Annotated in this window: 25 protein-coding genes; 5 read left to right on the top strand and 20 right to left on the bottom strand. The window is 37.0% G+C overall.

Annotation, left to right across the window (positions count from 1 at the left end):
* Positions 1-43: 43 nt before the first annotated feature.
* Positions 44-268, bottom strand: a complete 225-nt coding sequence (locus tag ACOCEA_RS03395; RefSeq protein WP_420754787.1) for a helix-turn-helix domain-containing protein — start codon at positions 266-268, stop codon at positions 44-46.
* Between the two features lie 182 nt (positions 269-450).
* Between ACOCEA_RS03395 and ACOCEA_RS03390 the strand changes: the two genes are divergently transcribed.
* Complete coding sequence (locus ACOCEA_RS03390; protein WP_420754786.1) at positions 451-711, top strand: hypothetical protein; 261 nt, start codon at positions 451-453, stop codon at positions 709-711.
* A gap of 192 nt (positions 712-903) precedes the next feature.
* On the opposite strand, the gene ACOCEA_RS03385 is transcribed toward ACOCEA_RS03390, so the two are convergent.
* The 10 genes from ACOCEA_RS03385 to ACOCEA_RS03340 all read right to left on the bottom strand — a co-directional run bounded on the left by ACOCEA_RS03385 (position 904) and on the right by ACOCEA_RS03340 (position 8068).
* Positions 904-1605 carry a hypothetical protein gene (locus tag ACOCEA_RS03385; RefSeq protein ID WP_420754785.1) on the bottom strand — a complete coding sequence of 234 codons (702 nt, stop codon included), beginning with the start codon at positions 1603-1605 and terminating at the stop codon, positions 904-906.
* A 101-nt stretch (positions 1606-1706) separates the two neighbouring features.
* Positions 1707-2210 (bottom strand): hypothetical protein, encoded by a 504-nt coding sequence (locus ACOCEA_RS03380; RefSeq protein ID WP_420754784.1) that lies wholly within the window; start codon positions 2208-2210, stop codon positions 1707-1709.
* Entirely contained in the window at positions 2207-2614 is a 408-nt protein-coding gene (locus ACOCEA_RS03375; RefSeq protein ID WP_420754783.1) for a hypothetical protein, read from the bottom strand. The genes ACOCEA_RS03380 and ACOCEA_RS03375 overlap by 4 nt, the downstream gene beginning before the upstream one ends.
* A gap of 5 nt (positions 2615-2619) precedes the next feature.
* Positions 2620-2964 (bottom strand): helix-turn-helix domain-containing protein, encoded by a 345-nt coding sequence (locus tag ACOCEA_RS03370; RefSeq protein WP_420754782.1) that lies wholly within the window; start codon positions 2962-2964, stop codon positions 2620-2622.
* Between the two features lie 53 nt (positions 2965-3017).
* Positions 3018-3962 carry a hypothetical protein gene (locus ACOCEA_RS03365; RefSeq protein WP_420754781.1) on the bottom strand — a complete coding sequence of 315 codons (945 nt, stop codon included), beginning with the start codon at positions 3960-3962 and terminating at the stop codon, positions 3018-3020.
* A gap of 28 nt (positions 3963-3990) precedes the next feature.
* Positions 3991-5250 (bottom strand): tyrosine-type recombinase/integrase, encoded by a 1260-nt coding sequence (locus ACOCEA_RS03360; RefSeq protein ID WP_420754780.1) that lies wholly within the window; start codon positions 5248-5250, stop codon positions 3991-3993.
* 624 nt (positions 5251-5874) lie between these two features.
* Positions 5875-6276, bottom strand: a complete 402-nt coding sequence (locus ACOCEA_RS03355; protein ID WP_420754779.1) for a hypothetical protein — start codon at positions 6274-6276, stop codon at positions 5875-5877.
* Positions 6277-6290: 14 nt separating this feature from the next.
* Entirely contained in the window at positions 6291-6767 is a 477-nt protein-coding gene (locus ACOCEA_RS03350; protein WP_420754778.1) for a hypothetical protein, read from the bottom strand.
* A 554-nt stretch (positions 6768-7321) separates the two neighbouring features.
* The gene (locus ACOCEA_RS03345) at positions 7322-7888 is read right to left on the bottom strand and encodes a TlpA family protein disulfide reductase (RefSeq protein WP_420754777.1); all 567 of its coding nucleotides are present in this window, start codon (positions 7886-7888) and stop codon (positions 7322-7324) included.
* A gap of 21 nt (positions 7889-7909) precedes the next feature.
* Positions 7910-8068 (bottom strand): hypothetical protein, encoded by a 159-nt coding sequence (locus ACOCEA_RS03340; protein WP_420754776.1) that lies wholly within the window; start codon positions 8066-8068, stop codon positions 7910-7912.
* Between the two features lie 553 nt (positions 8069-8621).
* On the opposite strand from ACOCEA_RS03340, the gene ACOCEA_RS03335 reads away from it, so the two are divergent.
* From ACOCEA_RS03335 to ACOCEA_RS03325, 3 genes are all read left to right on the top strand, one after another.
* Entirely contained in the window at positions 8622-9068 is a 447-nt protein-coding gene (locus tag ACOCEA_RS03335) for a DUF4231 domain-containing protein (RefSeq protein WP_420754775.1), read from the top strand.
* A gap of 113 nt (positions 9069-9181) precedes the next feature.
* Positions 9182-10735 carry a toll/interleukin-1 receptor domain-containing protein gene (locus ACOCEA_RS03330; protein ID WP_420754774.1) on the top strand — a complete coding sequence of 518 codons (1554 nt, stop codon included), beginning with the start codon at positions 9182-9184 and terminating at the stop codon, positions 10733-10735.
* Positions 10735-13134 (top strand): nSTAND1 domain-containing NTPase, encoded by a 2400-nt coding sequence (locus tag ACOCEA_RS03325; RefSeq protein ID WP_420754773.1) that lies wholly within the window; start codon positions 10735-10737, stop codon positions 13132-13134. The genes ACOCEA_RS03330 and ACOCEA_RS03325 overlap by 1 nt, the downstream gene beginning before the upstream one ends.
* Here ACOCEA_RS03325 and ACOCEA_RS03320 read toward each other — a convergent pair.
* From ACOCEA_RS03320 to ACOCEA_RS03310, 3 genes are read right to left on the bottom strand one after another with little or no spacing between them, the layout of a single operon-like run.
* Positions 13115-13354 (bottom strand): hypothetical protein, encoded by a 240-nt coding sequence (locus ACOCEA_RS03320; RefSeq protein WP_420754772.1) that lies wholly within the window; start codon positions 13352-13354, stop codon positions 13115-13117. The genes ACOCEA_RS03325 and ACOCEA_RS03320 overlap by 20 nt on opposite strands.
* A 17-nt stretch (positions 13355-13371) precedes the next feature.
* Positions 13372-15624 (bottom strand): caspase family protein, encoded by a 2253-nt coding sequence (locus ACOCEA_RS03315; protein WP_420754771.1) that lies wholly within the window; start codon positions 15622-15624, stop codon positions 13372-13374.
* Positions 15625-15669: 45 nt separating this feature from the next.
* The gene (locus ACOCEA_RS03310) at positions 15670-17670 is read right to left on the bottom strand and encodes a tetratricopeptide repeat protein (RefSeq protein WP_420754770.1); all 2001 of its coding nucleotides are present in this window, start codon (positions 17668-17670) and stop codon (positions 15670-15672) included.
* 100 nt (positions 17671-17770) lie between these two features.
* Between ACOCEA_RS03310 and ACOCEA_RS03305 the strand changes: the two genes are divergently transcribed.
* Positions 17771-17959 carry a hypothetical protein gene (locus tag ACOCEA_RS03305; protein ID WP_420754769.1) on the top strand — a complete coding sequence of 63 codons (189 nt, stop codon included), beginning with the start codon at positions 17771-17773 and terminating at the stop codon, positions 17957-17959.
* 280 nt (positions 17960-18239) lie between these two features.
* Here the strand turns inward: ACOCEA_RS03305 and ACOCEA_RS03300 are convergent, their stop codons facing one another.
* The 6 genes from ACOCEA_RS03300 to ACOCEA_RS03275 all read right to left on the bottom strand — a co-directional run bounded on the left by ACOCEA_RS03300 (position 18240) and on the right by ACOCEA_RS03275 (position 24701).
* Positions 18240-19247: an alpha/beta hydrolase fold domain-containing protein gene (locus tag ACOCEA_RS03300; RefSeq protein WP_420754768.1), complete on the bottom strand. Its 1008-nt coding sequence runs from the start codon at positions 19245-19247 to the stop codon at positions 18240-18242.
* Positions 19248-19264: 17 nt separating this feature from the next.
* The gene (locus ACOCEA_RS03295; RefSeq protein ID WP_420754767.1) at positions 19265-20002 is read right to left on the bottom strand and encodes a rhamnogalacturonan acetylesterase; all 738 of its coding nucleotides are present in this window, start codon (positions 20000-20002) and stop codon (positions 19265-19267) included.
* Between the two features lie 28 nt (positions 20003-20030).
* Positions 20031-20831 carry a cupin domain-containing protein gene (locus tag ACOCEA_RS03290; protein WP_420754766.1) on the bottom strand — a complete coding sequence of 267 codons (801 nt, stop codon included), beginning with the start codon at positions 20829-20831 and terminating at the stop codon, positions 20031-20033.
* A 108-nt stretch (positions 20832-20939) separates the two neighbouring features.
* The gene (locus ACOCEA_RS03285) at positions 20940-22124 is read right to left on the bottom strand and encodes a pectinesterase family protein (protein WP_420754765.1); all 1185 of its coding nucleotides are present in this window, start codon (positions 22122-22124) and stop codon (positions 20940-20942) included.
* Between the two features lie 93 nt (positions 22125-22217).
* Entirely contained in the window at positions 22218-23261 is a 1044-nt protein-coding gene (locus tag ACOCEA_RS03280) for a Gfo/Idh/MocA family oxidoreductase (protein WP_420754764.1), read from the bottom strand.
* 36 nt (positions 23262-23297) lie between these two features.
* The gene (locus tag ACOCEA_RS03275) at positions 23298-24701 is read right to left on the bottom strand and encodes a Gfo/Idh/MocA family oxidoreductase (protein ID WP_420754763.1); all 1404 of its coding nucleotides are present in this window, start codon (positions 24699-24701) and stop codon (positions 23298-23300) included.
* Positions 24702-24714 lie beyond the last annotated feature (13 nt).

Raw genomic sequence — 24714 nt, 5'->3', positions numbered from 1 at the left:
ATGATTGTGTTTGAAGATTGACCCAAACACGCGTTTAAACGGTTTATTTTAATTCGTTTAGATCTATTGTCATTAAACCTTTATTGAGGGCGTTAACAATCTTTATTGCAGTACTTAATCGGGTATCTTTTACTTTGCAGTTTTCTATGTTGCTTATTATACTTCGAGTAACTCCGGATTCTTTACTTATGTAGCGCTGAGTAATACCGTACTTTTTACGAGTGGATTTTATAAAGGCACCGAAATCTTCTATATCTTCTAGTAACATAGGGCAAAGTTAGAAAATTAAATACCAGGAAGGTTATTTATATACCATCATTAACCAACACGGATTTGCGTTTGTTGTCTTAACCTCAGCTCAACTATGCGTTTAGTCTTGATAAATCTTCGCAACCATGTGACAACCTATAAAAAAGGATTTAATTCTCTCGGAGATATTTAATTAACTAAATGCTGCTTTTGCTTTCTATATGCAATGCATTTGCATTAACCAACAGAATAACCATCAAGTCAACCAACAAAAATACCGTTGTAACTATAGTAAAATATGACTGTTACCAAGAAAAAGAAAATGAAGACAACCAACAAGACAACCATCTAGCCAACCACGAACTGACGAAAAAAGCTTTTTATCACCTGTCCAAATATAACCTAAGCAAGCTCTTATATAAGGGACTTAAGAGAAAAAACAATCCTCCAACATTTAGATAGTTTAGGGCTACGGAAACTATTTTTTTTAAAAGTAGTGTCAACTAAGACTAAACTAGGTTTAAACTAAATGACAACCTATAAGAATACATTCTAAGAATATACTTTAATAATACATTCTAAAAACAAATTATATCACGTGTTCAAAAGGTTTTTTGAACAAGAGAAATTTTAAAATTACTTCTCATTATCTTATTAAAACTTATCAAGATTCTTAAGCCTTCTCATCGCTTCATCATACGCCTCCTTCTCCATCTGTTTCCTTTTATCGTCCCGATTCTTTTTTTTTCTTTTTTCCACTTGGAGTATCAAATCGGTTAGAGACATTTTGTAACTGACGAACCAACCTCTTGTACGTTTGGAGTATTCAATCAAAAACCAGTTATCCTTAAGCTCATTTTTTAACTTTCTCACCTGATAATTATTGGCGAATACCCTGATGCATTCGGATAGCGCCCATTTATCTTTCACTGCGTGTGTTTTACCATCCATTCTAGACCATAGATAAAGATTAGTAATCTTGCAGTAGGCCTTATTCTTTAAAATGCTTTTAATTGCCAAATGAGCCAATAGAGTAGCTTTTTGAAAATCGTTTTTTGGATTTTTGTAGTAATCGAACAATATGTCGCTCTTTATACCTACCATTGGGCTTTTAATCGCAACGCTGTTATATAATTCCTCTCCGTTTTCGTAGCGCTTCAAATTATTACCACCGGAAGTGCGAAAAAATTTCCTTGCACTTGCTATCATTTCTTCTTCATCCCCGAACTCATAGCTCAATGTCATTCTATAGTAGCAATAGTCCAATATATTATTTAGAATTTTTTCAGGATAATCTATAAATCCTTCTAGTAGTTGAATTGGAAAGTTGAAGTAAATTTCTTCTTGTTCATTCATGGTCTTTAACTATATAAACCCATTTTCGCACACCATGAATTACGGTAAGGTTTTCGTTATAAATATGTATCTTTATCATGGTTATAATATCTGCCCCGTATCTATCCTTGAACCGGTATTTCGGGGCTATTTATTTTAAAAAGTTTGTTGAAATCCTCATAGAACTGGGCGAATGTTTTAGCAATCAAATAATACCCTCCAACCCGCTCGAATTCTATTTGATACTCAATTTGTTCTTTGCTTTGCTTATCCTTACCTAATTTGATCTCAATGGCCAGAGGTACGCCGTTATATATACCCGATATATCCGCAGTACCATTTTTACCGGTTCCTTTGATGTGCATACCCTTTTTTAGCACAACTTCTTTCCCGAAAATATTATCATAAGTAGTTGGTTGAATGTATCGCCCGGTATTGTTCCTACGTTCCGCAATTCCACCACTTAACTGAATATATTTTATAACTCCGCTTGTCAGACCGTTGGTGGTTGTTAGCTTTAGGTTAGGAACATATCTGGCCTTCTCCGGAACATTCGGATACTTCCCTTTCTGTTCCCTGAGGATAAGCCATTCCAGAGCTTTTCTAGCTTCCATTGCCCTACTCATCGGTATAGGTCGTTTTGGTCAGACTTATTCCATGCATAGCTTAATTCTAGTTCTAGAAGCCTCTTCTCTTCATGTACAGTTTGTATCTTTTCAATTAGAAGATTAGCAGCATAACGTTGAAGTTTAATTGCTGTATCGCTACGTAACCTAAAACCGATTGCAACTATTTCGTTAATATCGAAAAGCTCTTGGATCCTTTGCCTTCCATCTTTAGCAACATGGCGGATTTTAGCCCCGTTGATTAAATCATCTTCTTTAAGAGCATTTATATTGTAGGCTAAGGTTTTTCTAGGCACATCATACAAAGATTGTATCTGCTTTCGGGTAGCATATTGCTCATTACCGTTAGTTAAACCAAAATTTTGAAAGATGTTTAGGCCTTCTGGAGTGTTGTTATAATCCATAGCCTTTATTTTTTGTTTTTTGATAGAAAAATTTCGGATTCCGCTTCTATTTCAGTAATGGTTTTACGTTTACCACCCTTTAACCACTCATCAATTTCGGATTTTAAGAAGTATACCTTTTTACCTTTTTTATGATATGGTATTTCACCTTTTGATATTTTACTGTACCAGGTTGGTTTTGTACGCTTTTCTGGGTCGTATTCAATAAGGTCGTCGAGATTAAGCCATTGGTTAGATTGTTCAATGGCTCTTACTTCCTGTTTGTTGTGCTTTAAACAAGAATTCATACAGTCTATTATTACTGTTTGTAACTCTTGTTTTTCAATTAAAATAAATTCTTGTTTTATCATGTCTAATAATTTTGTTAACACAAAGGGACAAGAATTGAAGAATAAAACTTTCCCTAGATTAGTCCATGGGAAAGTTGGGAAACTTTGGAAAGTAATGCTTGTATTTCAAGATTGTATTTCTCTTCTGCTCTGGGGTTTGGTTTTCTAAAAAGAGATGTACTAATAGTAAAAGGATGAAACTTTTTGCTAATTAGTTTGGCAAAAGTTTCATCCTTAATATAGTGGTGTACTAAAGACTTACTTTTTAACCATTTTACCCAAATACAAAAAGCTGCTTTATCTCTGCCAACGTACTTTTCCTTTTCGTTTAAAATTTCTACTTCTTTTAAGACACTGATACAGTTCTGAATTATTTCGGGGTTGATAAACATTTCTTCAAATGTTTTAGGTTGGAGGTATAATTGATTTTGGAATTTTCCGTTAGCAGCAAGTTTTTGTAAATGCTCTTTTAAAATAATATGTCTGTAGAAAGCTTTGACTTCGGGGCTTCCAGTATCATAGCTATGTTCAGAAACATGGTGAGCATAGTAGTTATTTAAAACCCTTACCGTTTCGATATAAGTTACTTTTTTATCTAATAAGTATAATAAACTATTGTCACTTGGTTTGTACTTAAGCGTCCAATTGATGTTGTGATTTTTAATCATCAATCTGGCTTTGTTTTCTTCATCTTCTATAACCTCTATTTCTTCCTTAGCATTGAATTCAACTTTTCCATGAACATATTTGTCCTTATATTCTTTAGATAGTTTATACTGTTTGAGCTTATTTTTCGCTTTATATTCTAAAAACCAAAAAGTAAACTCAACATTTCTATCCTTATCAGGAAAGTGTTTCTTTGGCATAGCTTCTACAAGTGAAAACATATTTTGACTGTAGTCTTCCTCTGTTAGATTGTCAAGCTTAGTTCTAAGGTGTTCTAGCTTCTGGGTTACTGTATTGAGATTGTTCAATTCCCTTTTAGTCTTGGCAATATTGATAGAGTTCTTTTTGGACATTATATGATACTATGTTTTCTCTTTATTTTTAATTCGCCTTTTTAAACCCTGCTGTCAATACATCGGTTTCTTTTTGTATTTGGTCGTTCTCAAAGCTATCTAAGTAGCTTTCAGTTACACTAACGTTGCTATGCCCTAATAGCTCACTAATCATTTCTATTTTAGCCCCTGAACGCTTTAAAACTGTTGCAAAGCTATGTCTAGCAAAGTATGTTGTTACGTTCTTGTCTATTCCTATATCGCTAACAACCTGCTTCATGTATTTGTTAATTAACTTGGTCAATTGTTGATAGGTTGCCCTTTGTTGTTCAGCGTTCATTTTGGCTCTGAGGTGGGGGAATATGTGTGCATCTTTATTTATGGAGGGTTGACCCCATTTTTTGATAATATCTAAAGTTTCAGGTTTCAAGGCTACGGAAATACGCTTGCTTTCTTTTTGGCTTCGTTCGGTTTTGGCACGCTTGTAACTAAGCATGTCATCTTCTATATCTTGCCATTTAAGTAAACAAAAATCTTTTACGTTCATACCGTTGCATAGGTAAAGGAATAACCAGTAATCCTTTGCCATTTCCCTATTGCTTTGGGGTACGGCTTCGTAATTGTAAATACTTGCTATTTCATCAACCGTTAATGCCTTTTTCGTATTCTTACTGGTTGGTATAGAATATTTGTTTTTGCCATTACCGAAGGGGTAAATGCTCTTATCAATATTTTGTAAGTTGTAGATAGCCCTTAGGCTCCGAAGATAGATGCCAACCGTAGTAACGCTGTTTTCATTTATTAACATCCAGTTTTCGTATTTCTTTAAAAAGGTAGGGGTGACTTCGGCAAAGGTTAAATCCTTTTTAAAAGTTGATATACTGTTTTTAGCACAATTATAACTTACCGCTGTTCCTATCCTAGATTCTAGTTTTAGATTGGCTATGTACTTATCAAAGGCAAAAGAAACACTATCGGCTGTATTGCGTTCGTCCAAAAATTCACTCTCAAAGGCATCAAAGGAAAATACTTTAAGAATATCAATTACCCTAACTGCCTTTCTTTGGAGGTATTCAACTTTACGCTTTATATCTTTTTGTTGATCAGACAAACGCTCTCCTTTTTTAGGAAAAAAGATTTTTTCAAATTCTCCTCGTTCTTCTATTTCGAGATCTTTAGGAATCAAATCTATCCCTGTTGCATAATATTTTCGTTTCCGGTTATAGGTTACTTTGATTTTTACGGAACATCTACCATTTTTTTTTGGTCTTTTGCTGTCAAAATAAATAGTGGTATCTGCTTTTTTCATAACCTAAGCTTTTTATTGTTACACGTTTGTAACACAAAAGTAACATAATAACACAAAGTAAACGTATATTATTTATAAATAAAATGATTGTAAATGTCAGTAAAATATGTATTTAATTGCATTTTTGTAATGATTCGTTATTTGTTTGTTTTATGGGTGTGATATGACTGTTAATCAGAGGGTCCTTGGTTCGAGCCCAAGAGGGGGAGCAAAAATTGAAATCCAATCTATTTAGTTAGGTTGGATTTTTTGTTTTTAGCCAGTAAATGCTGTGAATGGGAGCCTTATATGCACTAACTGCACTTTCTTATTATAAGACAAGGGGTCAACTTGTTTATAGAAAAAAGATTCCCACTAAAGTTCCTGCTAATTATGTCAAGGTTCCCATTTTGAATCAATGAAGACAATAGGAGGTCAAGGTCTAAGGCAAAGACCTATGTCACTCTAAAATAAAAATAACGAGGTTAATCTTGCTTTTCTTTAATATAGGCTAAACATGTTTCTAGAAGCTTATCCTATTATTATTTGTCACATTGTTTTGAAAAGAGTCAAGGCATGCGGCAGTATTGGGATAGTTTTTACCTTTTTTGCATGGCTTCTATGCGGTAAGATATTTTTTGAAGATCAGAGCTCTTCCCCCGGAAAGAGATCCCAGGACCCTCCCCAGGGCAAGGTACTTACGATGATTACTGTAGCAATGACAGGTATAGCAATCGTGGTTATGGTTGCCCAGGTTGATCCCGATTTATTCTTGGTCAGAACCTGTGCCAGGTCATTTTGATCTATGGGTGTTTTAATCGATTGACCTGATTTTAAGGTGACTCCAAAAAAGATACCATTTTCATAAGTGATGTATTTGTACTTTACGTTTTCCCCACTGCTGTTGGTTACTTTAGTGTTGATTCGTTCCGTCGATGCCTTTTCTAAGGTTGTTGGCGTTTTATGATAGACTACACAGCTTTGAAAGAGTAACAAAGTGGTCAGGAAGATTGCTATAGCGTTGAGCCTTTTACGATTAGGATTCATTAGTTGCCTATTTTTTAGGGTGCATATTGTTGTAGTTTGGGAAGGAACGAGTTATAAGTGTCCTTGTTTCCATTTATCTGATACTTTGTCTTACCAGAACTAACTGCTAATCCAATTAATGTACCAATGGGCGCGCCCAATATTCCGCCTCCTACAGCACCTACATCTTCCCAGCCACTTCCAGACTCAGAAGCATAACCAGCAATAGAACCAACTGCCAACCCACCTAAAGCACCAATCCATGCACCTTTGCCGACATTCCCCTCCCTTCTTAATTTTATGGCCTGGATGTTTTCAGGGACAAATTTCATCTGAGTCAAATCTTCACCCAGAACCACAAGTTCATCCTCATTTGCGGCGTAAAGTGTCCCGTTTACCTGCTTTTGGTTTACCAAGGTCACCCAGACCTTGTAAATTTTTACTTTTTGAGCATAGCCTGTGGTTATAGTGAATACGAGGCTCAGAATAGAAAGGAAACGAAGCGTTTTCATTGTTCTGTATTTTATGCTATAATAAGTCGTCCTTATAGGCAAGACAATGATATAGGTCAGGTCCACCAGGGAATTAATAGTGCTGATTAGAAAAAGACCTATGAAATTTTATGGTTAAACGGTATTACAATATATAGTTCATTGTCCACACCTCATACAATCTGAGTAGTCCCCAAATGAACCCTATCTATACATTACATTCATCATTAGTTTTAAAATATAGATTACTTAAATCAAGACTCCGGGCTACCATAGTTTTAAAGAAGAAAAGGAATCACATTGCACAATGATAATATTAGGCCATGATGAAAGTACTGTTCAAGACATGAGTTGTTATAAAGAACTGTTTTAAATGTAATAAGGGTGATTAAAGGCATCAATAAATCCAGAAGTCACCACATGGCTAGAAAATCATTTGCCTCCACTATACTGCTTTACGATAATGTGCCTATGGAGATGGCAGGTAAATTGTTAGGATATTCCTGTACGAAGATTATGTAGGGAAATCTATCTCTATTAATACTTTTTTAATCGAGTTAAATTAGTATTCCACCTTAATAGGATACTAGATTATCTAAAACCTTACGTACTTTGGTACTGTTCCAATCCGCAGCACCAGTTTCTTTGATAATAATATTGCCTTTGGTGTCTATAATGTAGTTGGTAGGAATACTTTTTTCTTCTAGTGCCTCTGGTGTTTGCATTTGCGGAAAGTAGATGGGTAGGTCATATTCTTTTTTGTTCATAAAACGCTCCACTTTCTGGGTATTTTCTTGTGTCAATAACACAAAATTGACCTTGTCACCGTAATCATTGTATAAGGCTTGAATACTTGGTAATTCAGCAAGGCAAGGTGGGCACCAGGTTGCCCAATAACTTAGAAAAGTTACTTGTTTCTCTCCAATGGGAATTTCTTTATATTTTCCATTTAAGTCGCGTACCTTATAGCTAAAAGGGACTACTTTTTTTTGATTATCCATGGCCTCTACACTGGGAGTCCAAACCAACATTTTTAACTTATTAACTGCTACCTGTATTGGGGTTCTGGTTTGTGGTATCAGCAATAAAACGATAAGCGCAATAAATAGGATGTCACTTGTCTTTAATCTTGGGATTTTCATGACCTAAAGGTAGCGGATTCATTAAAACAGCACCAGCCATTGTGGTAAACTTATTTTCTTTGGGAGGGTCAGGTCCTCAACCGATTTTTCATTGTAGGAAATAGGCATTGCAGGGGAGCACAAGGAGCGTTTAAACCAAGTGGAAGTATTGGGTCTAAACTCTTTCGAATCTTTTTGCATTTTGATTAATTTGTCTGTAAGAGTACCCTTGGCAATAGTTGGTTAGGACTTAATGTAAACAAATGATGGATTACGTATACTATCTGTTTAATCGGTAAATGCTAGGGTTAACAAGGATTAATAAAACATGTTATTTGGTTAACGCCAACGCACCTTCCAGATTTTATAATTGAGGATGCTATTCCTTTATTTTCCTAGTATCCGAAATTATGGACAACTTGCCAAAATGAATCCGATCACCTTTACATTGCCAATCCATGAAGTCCGATTACAAGTAAAATTGATTTTTTTGATAGGATTGTAAAAACCTATTTTTAACAGCATATGAAATTTAAACTTGGCTTTTGTTGCAATTATATCCATTTTAATACCTAAAACTGAAAACGTATTTTAAAGTAGATTGCGTCTCCAAAAATGAAGGATTGTTTAAATTGACCGAAATAAAAAAGAAGGGTATCTAAATGAACGTTAATTTGGTGCGTAAGAATTGTTATTAAAAAATGTAACTTGACGTACGGAATTATGGGGAGTAAAAATTTAAATAGTTAGTTCGATGACTGAAGAAGAATATCTTAAGGAACGGGTAGATGGACAAATCCAATGGTATGGTCAAAAAAGTGCGATAAACAAAAAATTGCATATTTGGAGTAATGGCCTTATTATATTTTTTGGCGCTATGATTCCGTTTGCCGTAGCCACTTTGGAAAAGGCGCAGGAAGCCAATCATATTGCTGCGGGATTAGGCGTTTTAACGGTTTTTTTTACGGGTATCTCCTCCCTTTTAAAATTCAATGAAAAGTGGGCGAACTATAGAATAACGGCCGAAACCCTGAAAAGAGAGAAAATCCTGTACCAGACTTTATGTGGGCCTTATGAAAAGGGCAGTACTTCCTTTAGGGTTTTTGTACAGAACATTGAATACATACTTACCGGTGAAAACAAAAATTGGGGGCAAATAGTGGTTTCATCACAAACAATTGAGCAGGAATCAGAATCGTAATTATAACCTTGTACAGATAGTTACCGATAGGGTTGAACGTATTCCAATGAGTAACATTTCCGTAAGGTATAATTTCTTATCTTTAAAACAATTAGCGACCAAACTAGAAAATCATGGCTTTTGTAAACGGGTATGAGTATGATATTTTTATCAGCTACGCTCATGTAGATAATATTTCATTTCCCAATCAAGGGGATGGATGGATCAAACAATTCTATCAGAACATAAATTTAATGCTCGCTAAACGATTTGGCAGGATGGATATGGTCAAAATTTGGTGGGATACAAAAAAATTGGATGGAAGTGTCCTTTTTGATGATTCCATTGCTGAGGGTATTCGTAAATCGGCTATCATGATTTGCTTGAATTCCCCGGGATATATGGCTTCTGAATATTGCCAGAAAGAACTTGAATTGTTCTATGATAAAGCGAATGAGGAAGCCGTTGGGCTAAAGGTTGGAGACCAAACCAGGATTCTACATGTTCTAATGAATAACCTGCCATTTCAGGAATGGCCTAAGCAATTGGGCGGTACCACCGGATTTCCGTTCCATGATGCCGAGACCAAAGAGGATTTTGGTGATACGGTAGAAACGATTTCCCCGATATTCAAGGCGCAGATGCGTCATCTTAAAGATGCCGTTTTTAAGCTATTGGACAATTTTAATAAGCTAGGTGATCAGCCTGGCACGCCTATACTTTCTAATAATTCTCCCAATACCGTGTTAAACGGCAAGGCAGAAGATGCCAACAATCCTACATCCGATTTCACCATTTATATGAGTGAAGTCCCGGATACGCTTAGAAGTCCAAGAAAACGTATTATTTCCGAACTGACCAAAAAAGGGTACCGTATTATCTCCGCAATTCCTCCCCCACATGAAGTGGAACCACTTAAGGAAGCCACAGAAAAAGCACTGGGCAAGGCTAAAATGGTCGTTAATTTGCTCGATATCTATCCAGGACGGGAGATTGTGGATAAGGCTGATGAGTGGTATCCAAAATTTCAAACGGAAATATCACTTTCCGCTGATGTTCCCCAAATGATCTGGCTCCCCTCAGATTCGGATTATTCCGAAATCGAAGAAGCTGAATATCGAAATTTTCTCACCCAACTCGAGGAAGGCACCCTAGTGAAAAAGGATTATGAATTCATAAAAGGCAGCAAAAGCACTCTTTCCAAACAGATTATGGATTTTGCCGAAACTATAAAATCTAAATCAAAACCTTCAGATATTAAAAAAGATGAGATTTCTGTATTGCTTGATACGCATGAGAACGACCATCTATTTGCGCTCGATCTAAGTAAAACACTCCTTCTGCATCAAATAAGACCGTTCATCAACCCACAGGAAGACGATCCAGGTTCTAATCTGGAATTTTTAAGCAAACGTATGAGCAAAGTGAACAAATTGATTTTTCTCTATGGTAACGTCTCCAAGGAGTGGGTCATAGAAAGAATAAACTACGCCTTGCAGCTTATTCTTATAAACAATTACCCCATCGAAGACTTTTATATCTATATGGCACCCCCACATAAAGAGGATGACCAAATTTCAATAAACCAACGCCTCTTAAAGGTAAACGTGATCGATAATAGTAAGGATGCGACCATAAATGAGGAAATTATAGACAAATTCCTCAAGGATTTAAGAATGCCAGCTTAATGGAAAAGAAGTTATCAAACCCGTATGTAGGCCTTAGACCGTTTAATGATACGGAAAGCCTACTGTTTTTCGGTAGAAACCAGCAAACGTTGGAACTTCTACAAAAACTGCACAAACATCACTTCGTAGCCGTTGTGGGCAGTTCTGGATGCGGTAAATCCTCTTTGCTTAGAGCAGGGTTAATCCCGGCCCTAAAAGCCGGATACCTTGTTAATGATAGTGATAATTGGATGATTGCCATTATGAAACCGGGCCAGTCACCACTCCATAACTTATCACGGGCCATTCTAGAACAATTATATCAATCCGCAGATAGGGATGCCATAACCCAATTGGCCCAAACTATAGAAGAGGAAGGTATAGATGCTATCTTAAGCTTATTCTCAGGTTTGGAAAAGAAAACCAATTTCTTCCTGCTGGTAGACCAGTTTGAGGAACTATTTCGTTTCGCATCGGAAAAAAGAACAAGGCAACAGCAAGATCAAGCGATAGATTTTGTGAATATTATCCTTGAATTAGCTAGGCAACAAGTCATTCCAATTTATGTAGTTCTTACCATGAGATCTGATTTTATTGGGGACTGCTCAGAATTTTTTGGTTTGCCGGAAGCCATGAACCAAAGCTTGTATCTCGTTCCAAAATTAAGTAGGCAGCAATTAAAACTGGTCATAGAGGGTCCTGCCAAGCTTAATGGAAACAAGGTCAATTCTGCCCTTACCTCCAAACTTCTAAACGAGCTAGGTAAAATCAAGGATGAACTTCCTTTATTGCAACATGCTCTTATGCGCATGTGGGACTATGAAAGGAATATTGGTAAGGATGGCGAGATTAATTTGGACGATTACAATGCTATTGGAGGCATTGAAAAAGCCCTGTCCATTCATGCAGATGAGGCCCTTAAGACGTTAAGCAAAGAAGAATTTCAAGTAGCGAAGCAATTATTTCAATCACTCACAACGGTAGATGAGCATGGGAGAAAGACTAGAAGACCAGTTCATTTCAAGGAACTGTTATTGTTGACGGGTACGGATAGCACAACATTGGATCGGGTAATTAATGCTTTCATAAAAGACCAGCGTTCTTTTTTGATGGTGGATCAGGCTACTGATAAAAATGAGCGTATCATTGATATTTCCCATGAGAGTCTGATTAGACAATGGAGCAGGTTGGGTAGATGGGTGGAGGAAGAAGGTGAGGCAGCTGCACACTATTACAAACTTACCCAGGATTATCGCTTGCACGAAGAAGGAAAAAAGGACTTTTTGACCGGTACGGAACTAGAACTTGCCCAGGAATGGCATGATAGTTTTAAGCCTACCGAGATTTGGGCAAGCCGCTATAATCCTGATTTTAAGAATGCCATCAAGTATCTAGAGGATAGTAAGCAGGAACATAAAAGGGTGTTACGTAACCAAAGGAAAAGGAAGGGCCTCTATATTTCGGCATTGGCCGCGGTCATATTGGCTTTGTTGGGTTTTCTCACCAAGGAATTAATAGAAAGCAAGCGGGAGGCGGATGCCGCCAACCAAAAAAAGGAAGAATTGATGGCGGAGCTAAAGAACCTTTATGACAATGCAGCGACCGATGAATCCGAGGATACTGGCCAAAATCAGGCCTTGTACTTAGAGGGTTACAAACAAGTTTTGGATTGGATCGGGTCTCAACAGGCCTTCTATAAAAACAACAAACGTCCAGATGAACTTGGGCAGTTTGTATATGATTCCAATACTGATGTTTTTGAGGATGAGGCTGACCTTATCTATCAAGGTGCAAAGGATTCTATTCTTGCTAGGGAGAAACGTATAGATTCCCATAGTTGGTCCCTAGTGTTAAATGATAATACCACCACACGACAGAAAAGCATAGATAATTACTTAAAATCGGTAGAATCATTTATCTATTGGGAACCACGGCATATAGAAGAAGCCAAGAAATTGTCTTCTGTGGATCCAGAATGGGTTTCTGCAACATCCAAGAATACTGTGAACGCCTATGTAGTCTATTTAAAACATCTTCAAGACACCTATGGGGAAAGAATTAACGTTCCGATAGAAAAGAAGGCCTATTTGGAAACTGCCTTAAAAAACATCGATGATAGCAGACGGCAAGGTTGGTTATACGCTGGTAGGAAAGGTGAATCTTCCAATATGGATTCCAAAGACCGAATTTTTTCGGTGGTATATAGAGAGGGTTTCAATAATGTAAAAAGCGATGCAGTACCAGAGAAAGGCGATATTATTAGAATGATGGATTCTAAATCTAGAAACGTCTACAAGGATTTTACCGGGTCTTCTGTTGCCAATAAAAATGCGGAAATTATAAAGGAAAAGGATTATGCCATGGTCAAGGAAGTGGAGCAACTTGTCGGTGGCGCCATTTTTATTCAGATTTCTTATTAGATTTTAAGGTATAGGTCTTTTCAAAAATAACCCTGTCGATGGGATACATCTCACCAGATATCCCAACGATTAGCCAATCTCCTGCCTTGCCATGCATTTCCCCTTCTAGGGTCTCAACCATAAAAGGTTCGTCTATTTGGATACATCGAACCGGTATAGGTTTTTTTACGGCCTGCTTAAAGTTATAATCTGGTATTTTTTTCTTGTTGAATTTTAACATACGCCCTTCATAACGAATTAAGATAGGAACATTTCTTTTAGAAATTCTTGAAATTGGAAATTCGCATGGGTATCATTAATGAGATGGGCATATCCTACTGAGGCATTCAAATGAATGGATATCTTCTCACGAACCCCTGCCACTGATGCAGCTTTCGTATAATAATTCTTTGCGATTTCCAAATCATCGAGGTACATGGCGGCTTCCCCTAGTGTTGCAAATTTCCAAAGTCCGTTCTGGGACTTTTCCGCTTCGGATTTTGCCAGAAAGGCAAATTTGCGCATAGTGGGTATATCCTCATTGATGACAAGATGCAGAAAGGCCATGTTTATGGCCAAATAATATATCTGTTCTTGATCTTTGTTAGCCTGGGCCTGCTCCAAGGCCAATCCGTAATATACTAGGGCGGCCTCACCATCTGAACGCTTGGGCAGCTTTAGATAGTTTCGCTTGTATCGCCCCCCAACAATACCCATAAAATCGGTATTTTGAGTCAACTCCGGATGGTTCTCGATGATGGATAAGGCTTCTTCCCGACGATCTAAGCCCTCAAGGGCAAAAATCAAATACGTAATTCCCTTTTGGTCCAAATCATCTTTTTGGGGCAATAATTCCTTAACCAAAGCATCGTATTTGCCCAAAGCTAGGTTAATTTCCTCCCTGTTGCCATAGGATTTATAATTTTCGGTAAAGGTCAATGTATTTTTTATGATATGATAAGCCGTATCATCAACGTTGCCTGGCTTAACAAGGGAGAAATGATTTCCCTCTACCACTGAGCACAGTTCATCCTGAAAAGGAGTAAAATTGGATTGGGAAGAAACAAATTCATCTCCGGTGGCCCCTACAACCCGTAAGGAAAAGGGGTAGGAAGCACCAAATTTTAGCTCCCAATCCTTTCTAAGATTTTTGATAAAGCTGCCTTGATCAGTAATTTCATGTAAAATGGAAAGTTCTGAAGGCGGGATACTTTCTTGTGCAATACCGTTATTTGGGCATCCAAGGAGAATTAGGTGCGATATTTTTTTTCGAAACCTCTCCTCAAAATCCAATAAGGCCCTTTGCGCCACCAATCCGCCAAAGCCATGGGCAACAATGGCTATGCGATCATATTTTTCGAACTTGTATTTTACAGATGTACAGAGGTAATTGCAGATACGGTCAATATCCTTTATGCCGCCCCAAATATGTTTCCCAAATTCTGGTTGTACAAACTTGGAATAACCAAATGGTTTCATATCCCACCCTAAAAAATGTTCGTCCTCTATTAAGAATCCGGGAAGTTCCCCAAAGGTTTGTGCACCTTCACCTGTAAACCCATTGATAAACAGAATAAGATTGTTAGCCCCTTCCGTTTCCCTAAAGACCCACTGGGATTCTGATTCTGGAGATTTAGATTGTGAAATGGGGGTTGGCTTTTTAGAAGTGGGGGTACGCAATGCCTCTGGTATATAGCTTAAAACAAAATTATCATACATTTCCAGGTTAACATAGGGTTCTTGTCTAATCTCCAAGGGAGGGTCACAGGAATCCGCAATATTTTTGATGATAGGGGGAATAACCTTGAGAAGGTAACTGGCCACTTCTAAAATACGCACATAAGGTTCCACAAAATGGTCCTGATGTTGTCCTTTTAAGGCTAAAAGTAAATGCTTGGTAAATAGACTGTTACGGTCGTCATCAAGCTGATAGGATTCCTGTTCCTCCTTGCAGGAGGCCACAATGGAAATACCTCGTTCGGTATCCACTTTTTGGGCCAAGCCTTCCAATTTTTCAAAATTGGATTTTTTGGATGTTTTCTTTTTGGATGTTTTCGCGGACTTTTTGGTACTAAAACCACCAAGGGCCATGCCTGTGGCATGGCAACAATCCATAAAGAAAATAAGTCGTTTGGTAGCCAACTGGTTTATCTTTTCCTTGATATCATCTGCCGTTACCCAAGCTTTGGAATATTCTTCTAAGGTCATTCCCTCTACAATACCGTAAGGAACAAAATGAAAGATATTTTCTATTACGTCACCATGTCCGGAATAGTATAAAAAAATGGAAGAATCTTCATCTGTTCTTGCTATGAGGTCGTCAAAGGCCTTTAAGATTCCATTGCGGTCAGCATTCTCGCCAGTAAGCAATACGACATTGTCTTTGGGATAGCCACATAAAGTTTCATCGGTTAGAACGTCGGCAACATCCATAGCATCCCCAATGGTATTTAAACCGTCCTCATATTCGATTCCAATTAACAGTGCATGCGCGTTTTTAAGAATGCTCATAAAGATGCAATTTATAATATTGAAAAGGGTCTAAAAATTTCTGGGTCAATGCCAATAGGTCATGACTTTTTTAAAAGAATCGTTTCTAGTAAGACCTTTCAATAACGGGTCGTTTTCAAAGCCCGAGGTTTCATACCAATGTCCTTCTGCAATGGCCTTGGTCAAATAGTTAATACTTTTATCAGTATCTCCCGTAACCGCATAATATTGTCCTAGGGCATATTCAATGTCTCCATATTGGTAGGGTGCTTCCATGGACAACAGTTCACTAATTTGATTTTCGGCGTCCTTAATATTTCCATTTCCATAAAGGCTTAGCGCGTATAACACTTTAAAATCAAAGTCCATAGGATGTTCCAAGACCCATTTTTGGAGCAAAGGTTCAATTTTTTTATAGTCCTTAAGGTAAAACAGACTTTCAAGAAGATATGGCGAGGTGGTTCCCAATTCCTCGTTTTTGGTCATTTCTTCCGCAATTATAATGTTAAGTAACTCATTTGCTTCCTGTTCCATTCCAGCGATGATGAGGTCCTTAGTTGCAAAAAGATATAGGTCCTTCCAGGTTTCCTTATTTGTGAATTCCTTAAATTCCTTAAGAAGTTCTTTGGTGCGTTTTAGATTGCCATCCTGAATATGGGCACGTAGTAGCACTTTCTTTAAATTCTCTAAACCGCTCTCTTTATAAAAAGGTTCCAACAGGGAGATGGCAGATTTGTAATTTCCCAGTGTTATCTGGGACAGACCTTGGATTTTGTAGCGTTCCTGACAATATATGCACTTGGGAATATTGAATTTCTTCATATCTATTTCCCTGAAAATAGAATCGACTGCTTCAGGTTTGTTGACAAATTGCAAGGAGAAAACCATCATGTTGGAGTTAGTTTCCAGATGAAAGGGTGTTATGTTATATTCCGACTTTTGGTATTCATAAGCATTCCTATGATTGCCTTTGAGCAATGCTTCATACAAATTTAAAAGTTGGCGTTGTCTTTTAAAGCTGCCCATATACAAGCGCAAGTTTCTTAACAAAGAATCTGCAGTGGCGTATTCCTCATTATTGTAATAGTACATGAATTCATAGGCGCGAGGTTCAAAAAATGTGGAATCGACTTTAATGGCCTCCTTTAGGTAATTTAAATAATTAGCGTTATTCTCGCTTCTTAAATCCAGTGCCTTATTAAAAAGTTCATAGGCCATAAATTTCGGTGGGCGATCTTCAAGACTCACTTCCTTCCGATTCTCCTCTACAAAATATCCAAGTATACGTTGTTTAAGTGCCTCTATACAATCCAATGGGGAGTCTTGGTCGCAAGAAACCGGATCAAAGCTTATCAAGGTTTCGTTCAAATTCTCGTTGTTTATAGAACACTGGAAAATAAGTTTGGAACCTTGTAGATAATATTCGCCTTCAATAATTTGGGAAGGTTTAAGGTAGTCTATTACTAAGGAAGTTTGGTTTTCCGGCAAAATGGCCGCCCTTATCACTTGGGCATAATCATCAATAATTTTCGGGGAAATCACTTGTCCGAGCTCGTTCCTTGTTATTCCATGAATAATCCAGTCAACGGCCATTTTCCCAACAAGGTCATTGGACGTCTTGCCTGTATTGTTCTCAAATTTCATTACGGCAATCTTATCGCCGGATTTCAGAAAAACCTCGGCTTTGTTGTTGACAACAAGATCCTTTTGCGCTATAAAGAAGACAATGCCTAGGGAAATGGTAGCAATTATTCCTAAAAATGAAAAATAGATGACGTTGAATTTCTTTTTAACTAGTTGTTGAGGTAAGGTAACGCCGTCTTCATCAAGAATTTCGGTCGATAATTTGGTTTTAGCGAGCCTAAATTTCCATAGTAAAAACAGGAATATAGGGAAAACGACCAATAAAATGATAAGGCAATCCGCGACAATCGCGCTGGTAAAGCCCAACGGTTCCGCTATTAATGAGATTACCTGTAATAGTACCCAACTGGAAACGATGTATATGGAAGCGTTTTTCCAAACATCATTGTCCTTGCAAGCTTCTATAAATTGACCAAACCGCATATTTTGAGGGTTTTTTCTTACCAATCATAAAGCTCTAATCGCTTGTTTTACTTGGTTATTTTCACTAATATAGTGTAATATAATCGATAAATAAACTATTATGTCCGAGCAGTCAAAATCATCGTCGCCATTGAAACCGAAAACGGGTCCTGGGGTAAAATCAAAGACAGGTCCTGGGGTTAAATCCAAAACAGGTCCTGGGGTTAAATCAAAGACCGGACCAGGGGTAAAGTCTAAAACGGGTCCAGGGGTTAAATCCAAAGCCGGACCGGGTGCTAAGTCCAAATAAATTTATAAGACAATCTTAAGTATATCACTACATAAATTGGTAGCTTTATTTGGGAAAGGACTATTGCCGTTCTAAATTTGGGCTTAGGTCTTTTTCCTCCAGCTTTCCATTCGGCTCTAAGTCGTTGTAGTTTTGCTTTAAAATCAAGACCAAGCGGGACCATCTTTTTTGTTGCGGCCCTTAGTGTTTATCAGGAGTTTCTAAACTTACTTCATTGATACCGCCATTCAATTGGCAGTTTTTGTGTATAATTATTGAAATTGTTTCCTACCTGTCCCTATTACTGCTCAAAAATTATTCTTAAAAAGCGATCAATCCCTTCAACAGATGGGTTGAACCAAGGATGATAAAGTATAAAGGAATGTGGAGCGGTTTCAAAATGTATTACTTCGCTGTATATACTATTCTTTCGTAATACAGCCATATAATCATCCCTGCCTGCGTGCATTCTATCTACCGAACTGTTTATAAATAAAGTTGGCGGCGTATTTGGACCAACATAGGTTAACGGTGCTGCCGCTTTCCATAGTACTGGATTTTCTTTTTTAGAATATCCGAACCAATAGGTTGCTGCTGAGGTACCCTTACTGTCATCACCTTCACCACTTTCGGGATGAATAAAGGCTAATGTACCGTCAATATCCACCACGGCATTTACTTTTGAGGAAACTGTACTTGGTGTTTCGGTGCCTTCAAACAAAGACATATCTCCTGTTGTACCTAAAAAAGCGGCTAATTCGCCTCCAGCTGAAAATCCAAGTACTACTATTTTGTCTGGGTTAATATTATAGGCTTTAGCATTACTTCTTACCCATTTCACTGTTTTTTTTAGGTCATAGACCGCCGATGGGAACAAAGCTTCTGTAGATAGCCTGTATTCTGGTGTAAAACAAACATATCCTAAATTTGCAAGTGATGCCGCTAGAGGGTAATGCTGTGTTCTATTTCCCGTACGCCAACCTCCTCCGTGAATTATAATAATAGCTGTTCTGGTGTCGCTTACGTTCTTAATTGGTTTAAAAACATCAAGTAATAGTGGCCTGCTGGTTAAATTTGCATAAACGATATCTTTCGTGCTTTCAACTGTTGAAAACTCAAAATTGGTAACCAATTTAATATTTGGATACTTTTTCACATCATTTGCAAAAGCAGCTTTATTGTTATAGGAAGAGTCCCGAATACCGGTTACCCCAACATAGGATTGGGTATAAACGGTCATACAAAATAAAATATTAAGTATAAGTATGGTTGTTTTCCCCATTTGTATGCAGGAAGATGTATTCAACATTTTCAATTTTTAAATCATTATTTAAGTTTCGTAGCTAAATTTACACGTTGCTTTTTTAACTCTTTGACAGCCATTTCCGCAACCAGTAAGGCACCTTTTCTGGATAAGTGTGTATTATCTTCTTTCCCATCAGGATAATACGGATGATCTCCAGGTTTAAAATGTAAATGTAGTTCCTTGGAACCTTTTACACCATGATTCGTTTCCATTATTTCGGTTAAATAATTTAAATCGATAAAGGGAACTTTTAATTCCTGTGCCACTAATCTTGTTTCTAACGGATATTCTCCATGGGTGTCTATCAAGGTTCCAAATTCATTAAAATTTCTCCGTACGATTGATGAAAAAAGTATAGGAAAGGCACCTTTTTCCCTTGACTCGTTTATAAATCGTATCAAGTTGTGGCGATACGAGGTATGCGGATTGGTATATCTCGTAGAATCTTTAAATTTTTGATCATTATGACCAAATTGAATGAAGACGTAATCTCCTTCTTTTAAGGAATCATAAACGTTTTGCCATCTACCCTCATCAATAAAACTCTTTGAGCTTCTGCCGTTAACTGCCCTATTGTCGACCCTTATATCATCCATAAAAAACTTAGGCAATACTTGGCACCAGCCATGTTCTGGGTTTTCTTCAGGATTTTTCTTATCGGCCATAGTAGAATCCCCAATACAGTAGATAGAGATGTCTTGTGCTGTTAAAGAGGCAATACCTGACAGAAAAAATATACTAAAAAGTAGTTTGTTCATACAAGAGTCGTTTTAATTATATGGTTTTTTAATTCCATTTAAAAGCTAAATAAGAACAGGGTTTATCAGATGCGTTTCGTATACCATGCAGTAACTGGGAGTTTGCTAAATAGAAGTCACCTGGACCTGCTTTATACTCTTTGCCATCTATTGTCATTTCTGTTTCTCCCGCCATAACAAGAATAATTTCTGTTTCAACATGGGTATGTGGTTTATGGCTAGGGCCTTTAGCGTTTAGTTGGGTTATATGCATTTCAAAGCGCTCGCACATAGCCGTTGCTCGATCAAAATATTTAATTCCGCCACCACGCTTACTTTCTTTAAAAATTAAAGAATCTTTGTTTAGCATTAAAGATCCGCCAGAGGCAATACCTCTTTCAATATCCATATTTTTTCTAGACTCATATTGCATTACATAATACGTAAGGTTGGTATCGCCGATATTTTCAATAGTATGTGTTTGTTGGGGTAATAATATAATAACTCCTCCTGCTTTAAGAATTTTACTTTTTCCTTCGATTACAACTTTCATGGTGCCTTCTTTTACAATAATGCACTCTTCTTTGGCCTCATTTGCATGTCCTGGGTTGGGTTTTGCGCCTGGAAACTGCGTGGTAGCATGAATTCTAAAATATTTAAAATGTGGAGAAGTACCCTCTAAAATTTTTCTAGACTCTCGCATATCGCCTTTTTTAACGGGATGATTTTCCCATTTATACACTCCAGAAATTACTGGTGAATGCTGGTCATTATTGTTTGTTTTAGTTACCCTAGTGAATGATAACAAAAAGAATGCGGCAATTGCTATTAGTAAAAATTTAGTTTTCATAACTTTTGATCTTAAGGATAATCTGTAAAGATTATTTACCAATAAAGTACTAAAGGCCTATTATTATTTGAGGTAATTCCCAATTAGAAATGATATCTCCATTCATGGCTAAAGCCCTTTATTGAACCATAAAGTGTTACCCAGTATGTTTGTTCTTGTATATTTTTTTGCTTGTTTTTTTGTTAATTGATGCGACCAAGAAACTCTTTTAGCGGGTTTAAAACCTAGTCCAGAATTATCATATTCTGCATAGAGCGATGCTTTTTCTGCTTCAGGATTAGACCAATTATCCCAACCTTGTTCAATAATGTGATTTCCTAATTGGCAATTTATAAATACTGTTTTGGCATACGTTCGCCACGGTCTGCCTAAATAAACCTGTTTAAGTCCTACTGCTGCGGTTAATTTGCAATTTTTAAAAACATAACCGTATTCCTCATCTTTTGGAGTGGAAGCCGCCGTAATGTAGGAGTTGGACTTACTGTGTATGGTACAGTTTTCAAATAATGCGGTGGCCTGTCCAAAAATAAAATCGGTAGTGCCTTCTATATAACAATCTTTAAAATACTGTTTAAAACCTTCACCTGTGATATATAGGGTGTCTTGATTTCCTGTGATGGTACAATTTTCTATTTTAACCCTATCTGCATGTACCGCTAGGGCTACCGCTTGTCCAACTTCACCTGCCGTATTTTCAATAGTTACGTTGGTCAAATAAAAATCATTACCCTCTACTAAAAAGGTTGGTGTATGAAAAGTGCTGTTTCTGCCTAAGTTTAATTTATCAAAATAATCATCATAGGTAATAATAGTTTTTTCTCTGTCTTCGCCAATAATTTGCATATTGGTATTCCACTCATACACTTTTATTTTTTCATTATAAATACCATTTTTAATTTTTATGGTTACCCTTTTATCTGGAAATCCTTTGGCGGCGTTGATTGCCTCTTGTATACTGGTAAAATCTCCACTGCCATCTTTGGCAACGGTCATGTTGTATATGTCTACTTTTTTTTGTGTATTATTTTGATTTTCAAATCGTTTTTTCCGTGTAGGATACGCTGTTAATTCCGCTGCAGGTTCTTTGGTATACCAGACAGAACCATTTCGCCTTTCTGCCCCAGTTTCTTTTTGTAGTAATAAAAGATTATCGGCTATTGCCAATGCTTTTGAAGATGAAAGCCATATATCATTATTAGACGATGTTATCTTTCCCCAAGAATGATTTAAAACTTGACCTTGTACACTAGCACAACAAAATAAAAGCAGTACTAAAGTTTTAAGTGCGTTCATTATATATTTTAAAATTAGGTTTTATATATCACCAAGTTTGATAATCTATTGGAATTAGCTTGGGGCATAAACATAGTGTACTCTTTGTATTGTTTATAATGTTATTACCCTTTGTTCTTGGTTACTCTGTATAGAAGCTTCAATAATCTCAATAACCAAAGCAGCTTCTTCTGCAGTTACCGGTAATTTTCCATTATCCCGAATTGCAGCGGCTATGGCATCAAAATAATCCATATAATTACCAGGTAGGGTAGGGATTTTAGTTCTGGAAACAACTCCATCTTTTTGAGTATGCAATAGACCCCTTTCGTTTTCGGGTTCTATGCCGTAACCCTTACTGCCCGTAACCTTACCTTCTTTTAAGGCATCTTCTTGTACATCTGCCCTAGACTTTACAAAAGAACCCAAGGTGCCATGCAGTGTAAACCCAGTAACAACTTCTTTAACATAAAGACTGGATTTTAGTGTTACCCGGAACGTGTCATAATATAGTTTTACATCAAAATAGTCCAATACTTTTGAAGAAGGCCTAAATATACCGGTATCGGCAAAAACGGCTTTTGGTTTGCCAAATAAATGTAAAGCCTGATCAATTAGATGGGAACCTAGATCATACAAAGCACCTACTGCAGGCGTATTCACTTCTTTATGTGCCTTTGGACTAAGGCCTGGTTGATAACGATCGTAATGTATGTGCACATCCACCACATCACCAAGTACTTTGTTTTCAAGAACTTTCTGAACGGTTTTAAAGTCACTATCATACCTCCTATTATGAAAAACAGAAAGTTTTACATCGTTTTTATTAGCAAGGGCTATAAGTTCTTCTGCCTGTTCCACTGTAGCAACAAAAGGTTTTTCAACAATCACATGTTTTTTTGCCTCAAGCGCTTTTTTTGCAAATTCATAGTGGGTTACACTAGGAGTGTTTACGATTACTAGCTCAATATTTTCATCGGCCAATAATGCATCTAGCGATCTAAATGTAATAATATTAGGGTATTTTTTAGCAGCCTCATTTTTTGTTCTTTCCCATACCCCATATAAGTTGAACCTTGGATTTTCTTCTGCGAAGGGAGCGTGAAATACATAACCGCTCATACCAAAGGAACATAGTCCTACATGTATTGGTTTCATATGTAATCGTTATTGCTAATAGCTTCTATCTTTCCACTACGTGGTTTTAATTCTTTTTGCCATCGGTTTTAAATCAGTTAAATCAGCAATTTTTACCGGTTTTCCAGTTTCTATACTATTTCTTGCGGCTGTACCCACTAAAATGGACATTACACCATCTCTAATACCTGCAGAACGGGCATATTCATCTTCGGTGTTTGGTGTTACAAATATCTTATCATGTAACCTTTTATCACCACCACCGTGTCCGTTTCGTTCTGTGGCTATAGAAACGGTTTCAAAATCATTCCAGTTTTTGTGGACAAAAATGTTTTCAATTTTTGTGTCATCCATTGCTTTTTGCTCCATTTCTTTGGCATGCATTTCTGCTTGGTCAACAGTAACGTTTTGGTGGTAAGGAATATCTAAGGTAGCCTCTATTCTGCCTTCCGTTCCATTAAATGCAATTCGCCAACCTTCAAAAGGGGAGTAGGTGGTAAGGGAGTAATTTACCACTACATCGTTAGCATATTTAATTTGGGTAGACATTTTATCATAAATATCTATATCCTCCCTAAACAAGCAATTGTCCCTTATATACCCATCATACTGTTCATTGGCAACATACAAGTCCATTTCTCTTTGGGATTTAGTAATGTCGTAATGAAATTTACACGTAGATTTATGTTCACAGCTTCTACAATTATCCCCTCTAAAAGGGCCGTTTTTACCATAATGTTCTAGTGCACCATAGGCAAAAACTTCACTCGGGTCTGAATCTAACCACCAATTTAAAAGGTCAAAATGATGCGTAGATTTATGGATTAGGAGCGTACCTCCTTTTTCTTTATACCCATGCCATCTTCTAAAGTAAGAAGCACCATGATATGTATTTAAATACCAATGAAAATCTACAGAAGTAATTTTACCTATGGTATTATTCATTAATAACTCTTTTATTTTGGTACTATAAGGGCTCCATCTATAATTAAAGCCAACGATCAATTTTTTGTCCGATGCCCTTTCAGCATCCAATATGGCTTGCGCTTTTATTTCATCTGTGGTTAAAGGTTTTTCGGTTAGTACATCACACCCATGTGTTAATCCTTTGATTATAAACTCGTGATGTGTAGCATCTACCGTAGTAACAATAAGTAAATCTGGATTTGTACTTTTTAGCATTTTATCACAATCTTCAAAAGTATCACAATTAGCACCTATATACTTTTTACCATACGCTAACCTCCCGGGATTAATATCACAAAGACCAACAAACTCCAGAATTTCTGAATACTCATCTACCAAACGTTTCCCCCAAAAACTGGTACCTCTTACACCAGTGCCTACCAAACATACGCGTAGTTTTTTGTTAGAATTAAAGGCAAAGGAATGTAAGGGTATGAATGAGCCTGCCGCTAACATACTTATAGAGTTTAAGAACTGTCTTCTACTGTTTTTCATGATAATTATTTTA

Source organism: Maribacter luteocoastalis (genome assembly GCF_048890225.1).
Taxonomy (GTDB): Bacteria; Bacteroidota; Bacteroidia; order Flavobacteriales; family Flavobacteriaceae; genus Maribacter; species Maribacter luteocoastalis.
The sequence above is the reverse complement of the archived record's forward strand: the minus strand, read 5'-3'. Positions and strand labels throughout refer to the sequence as shown.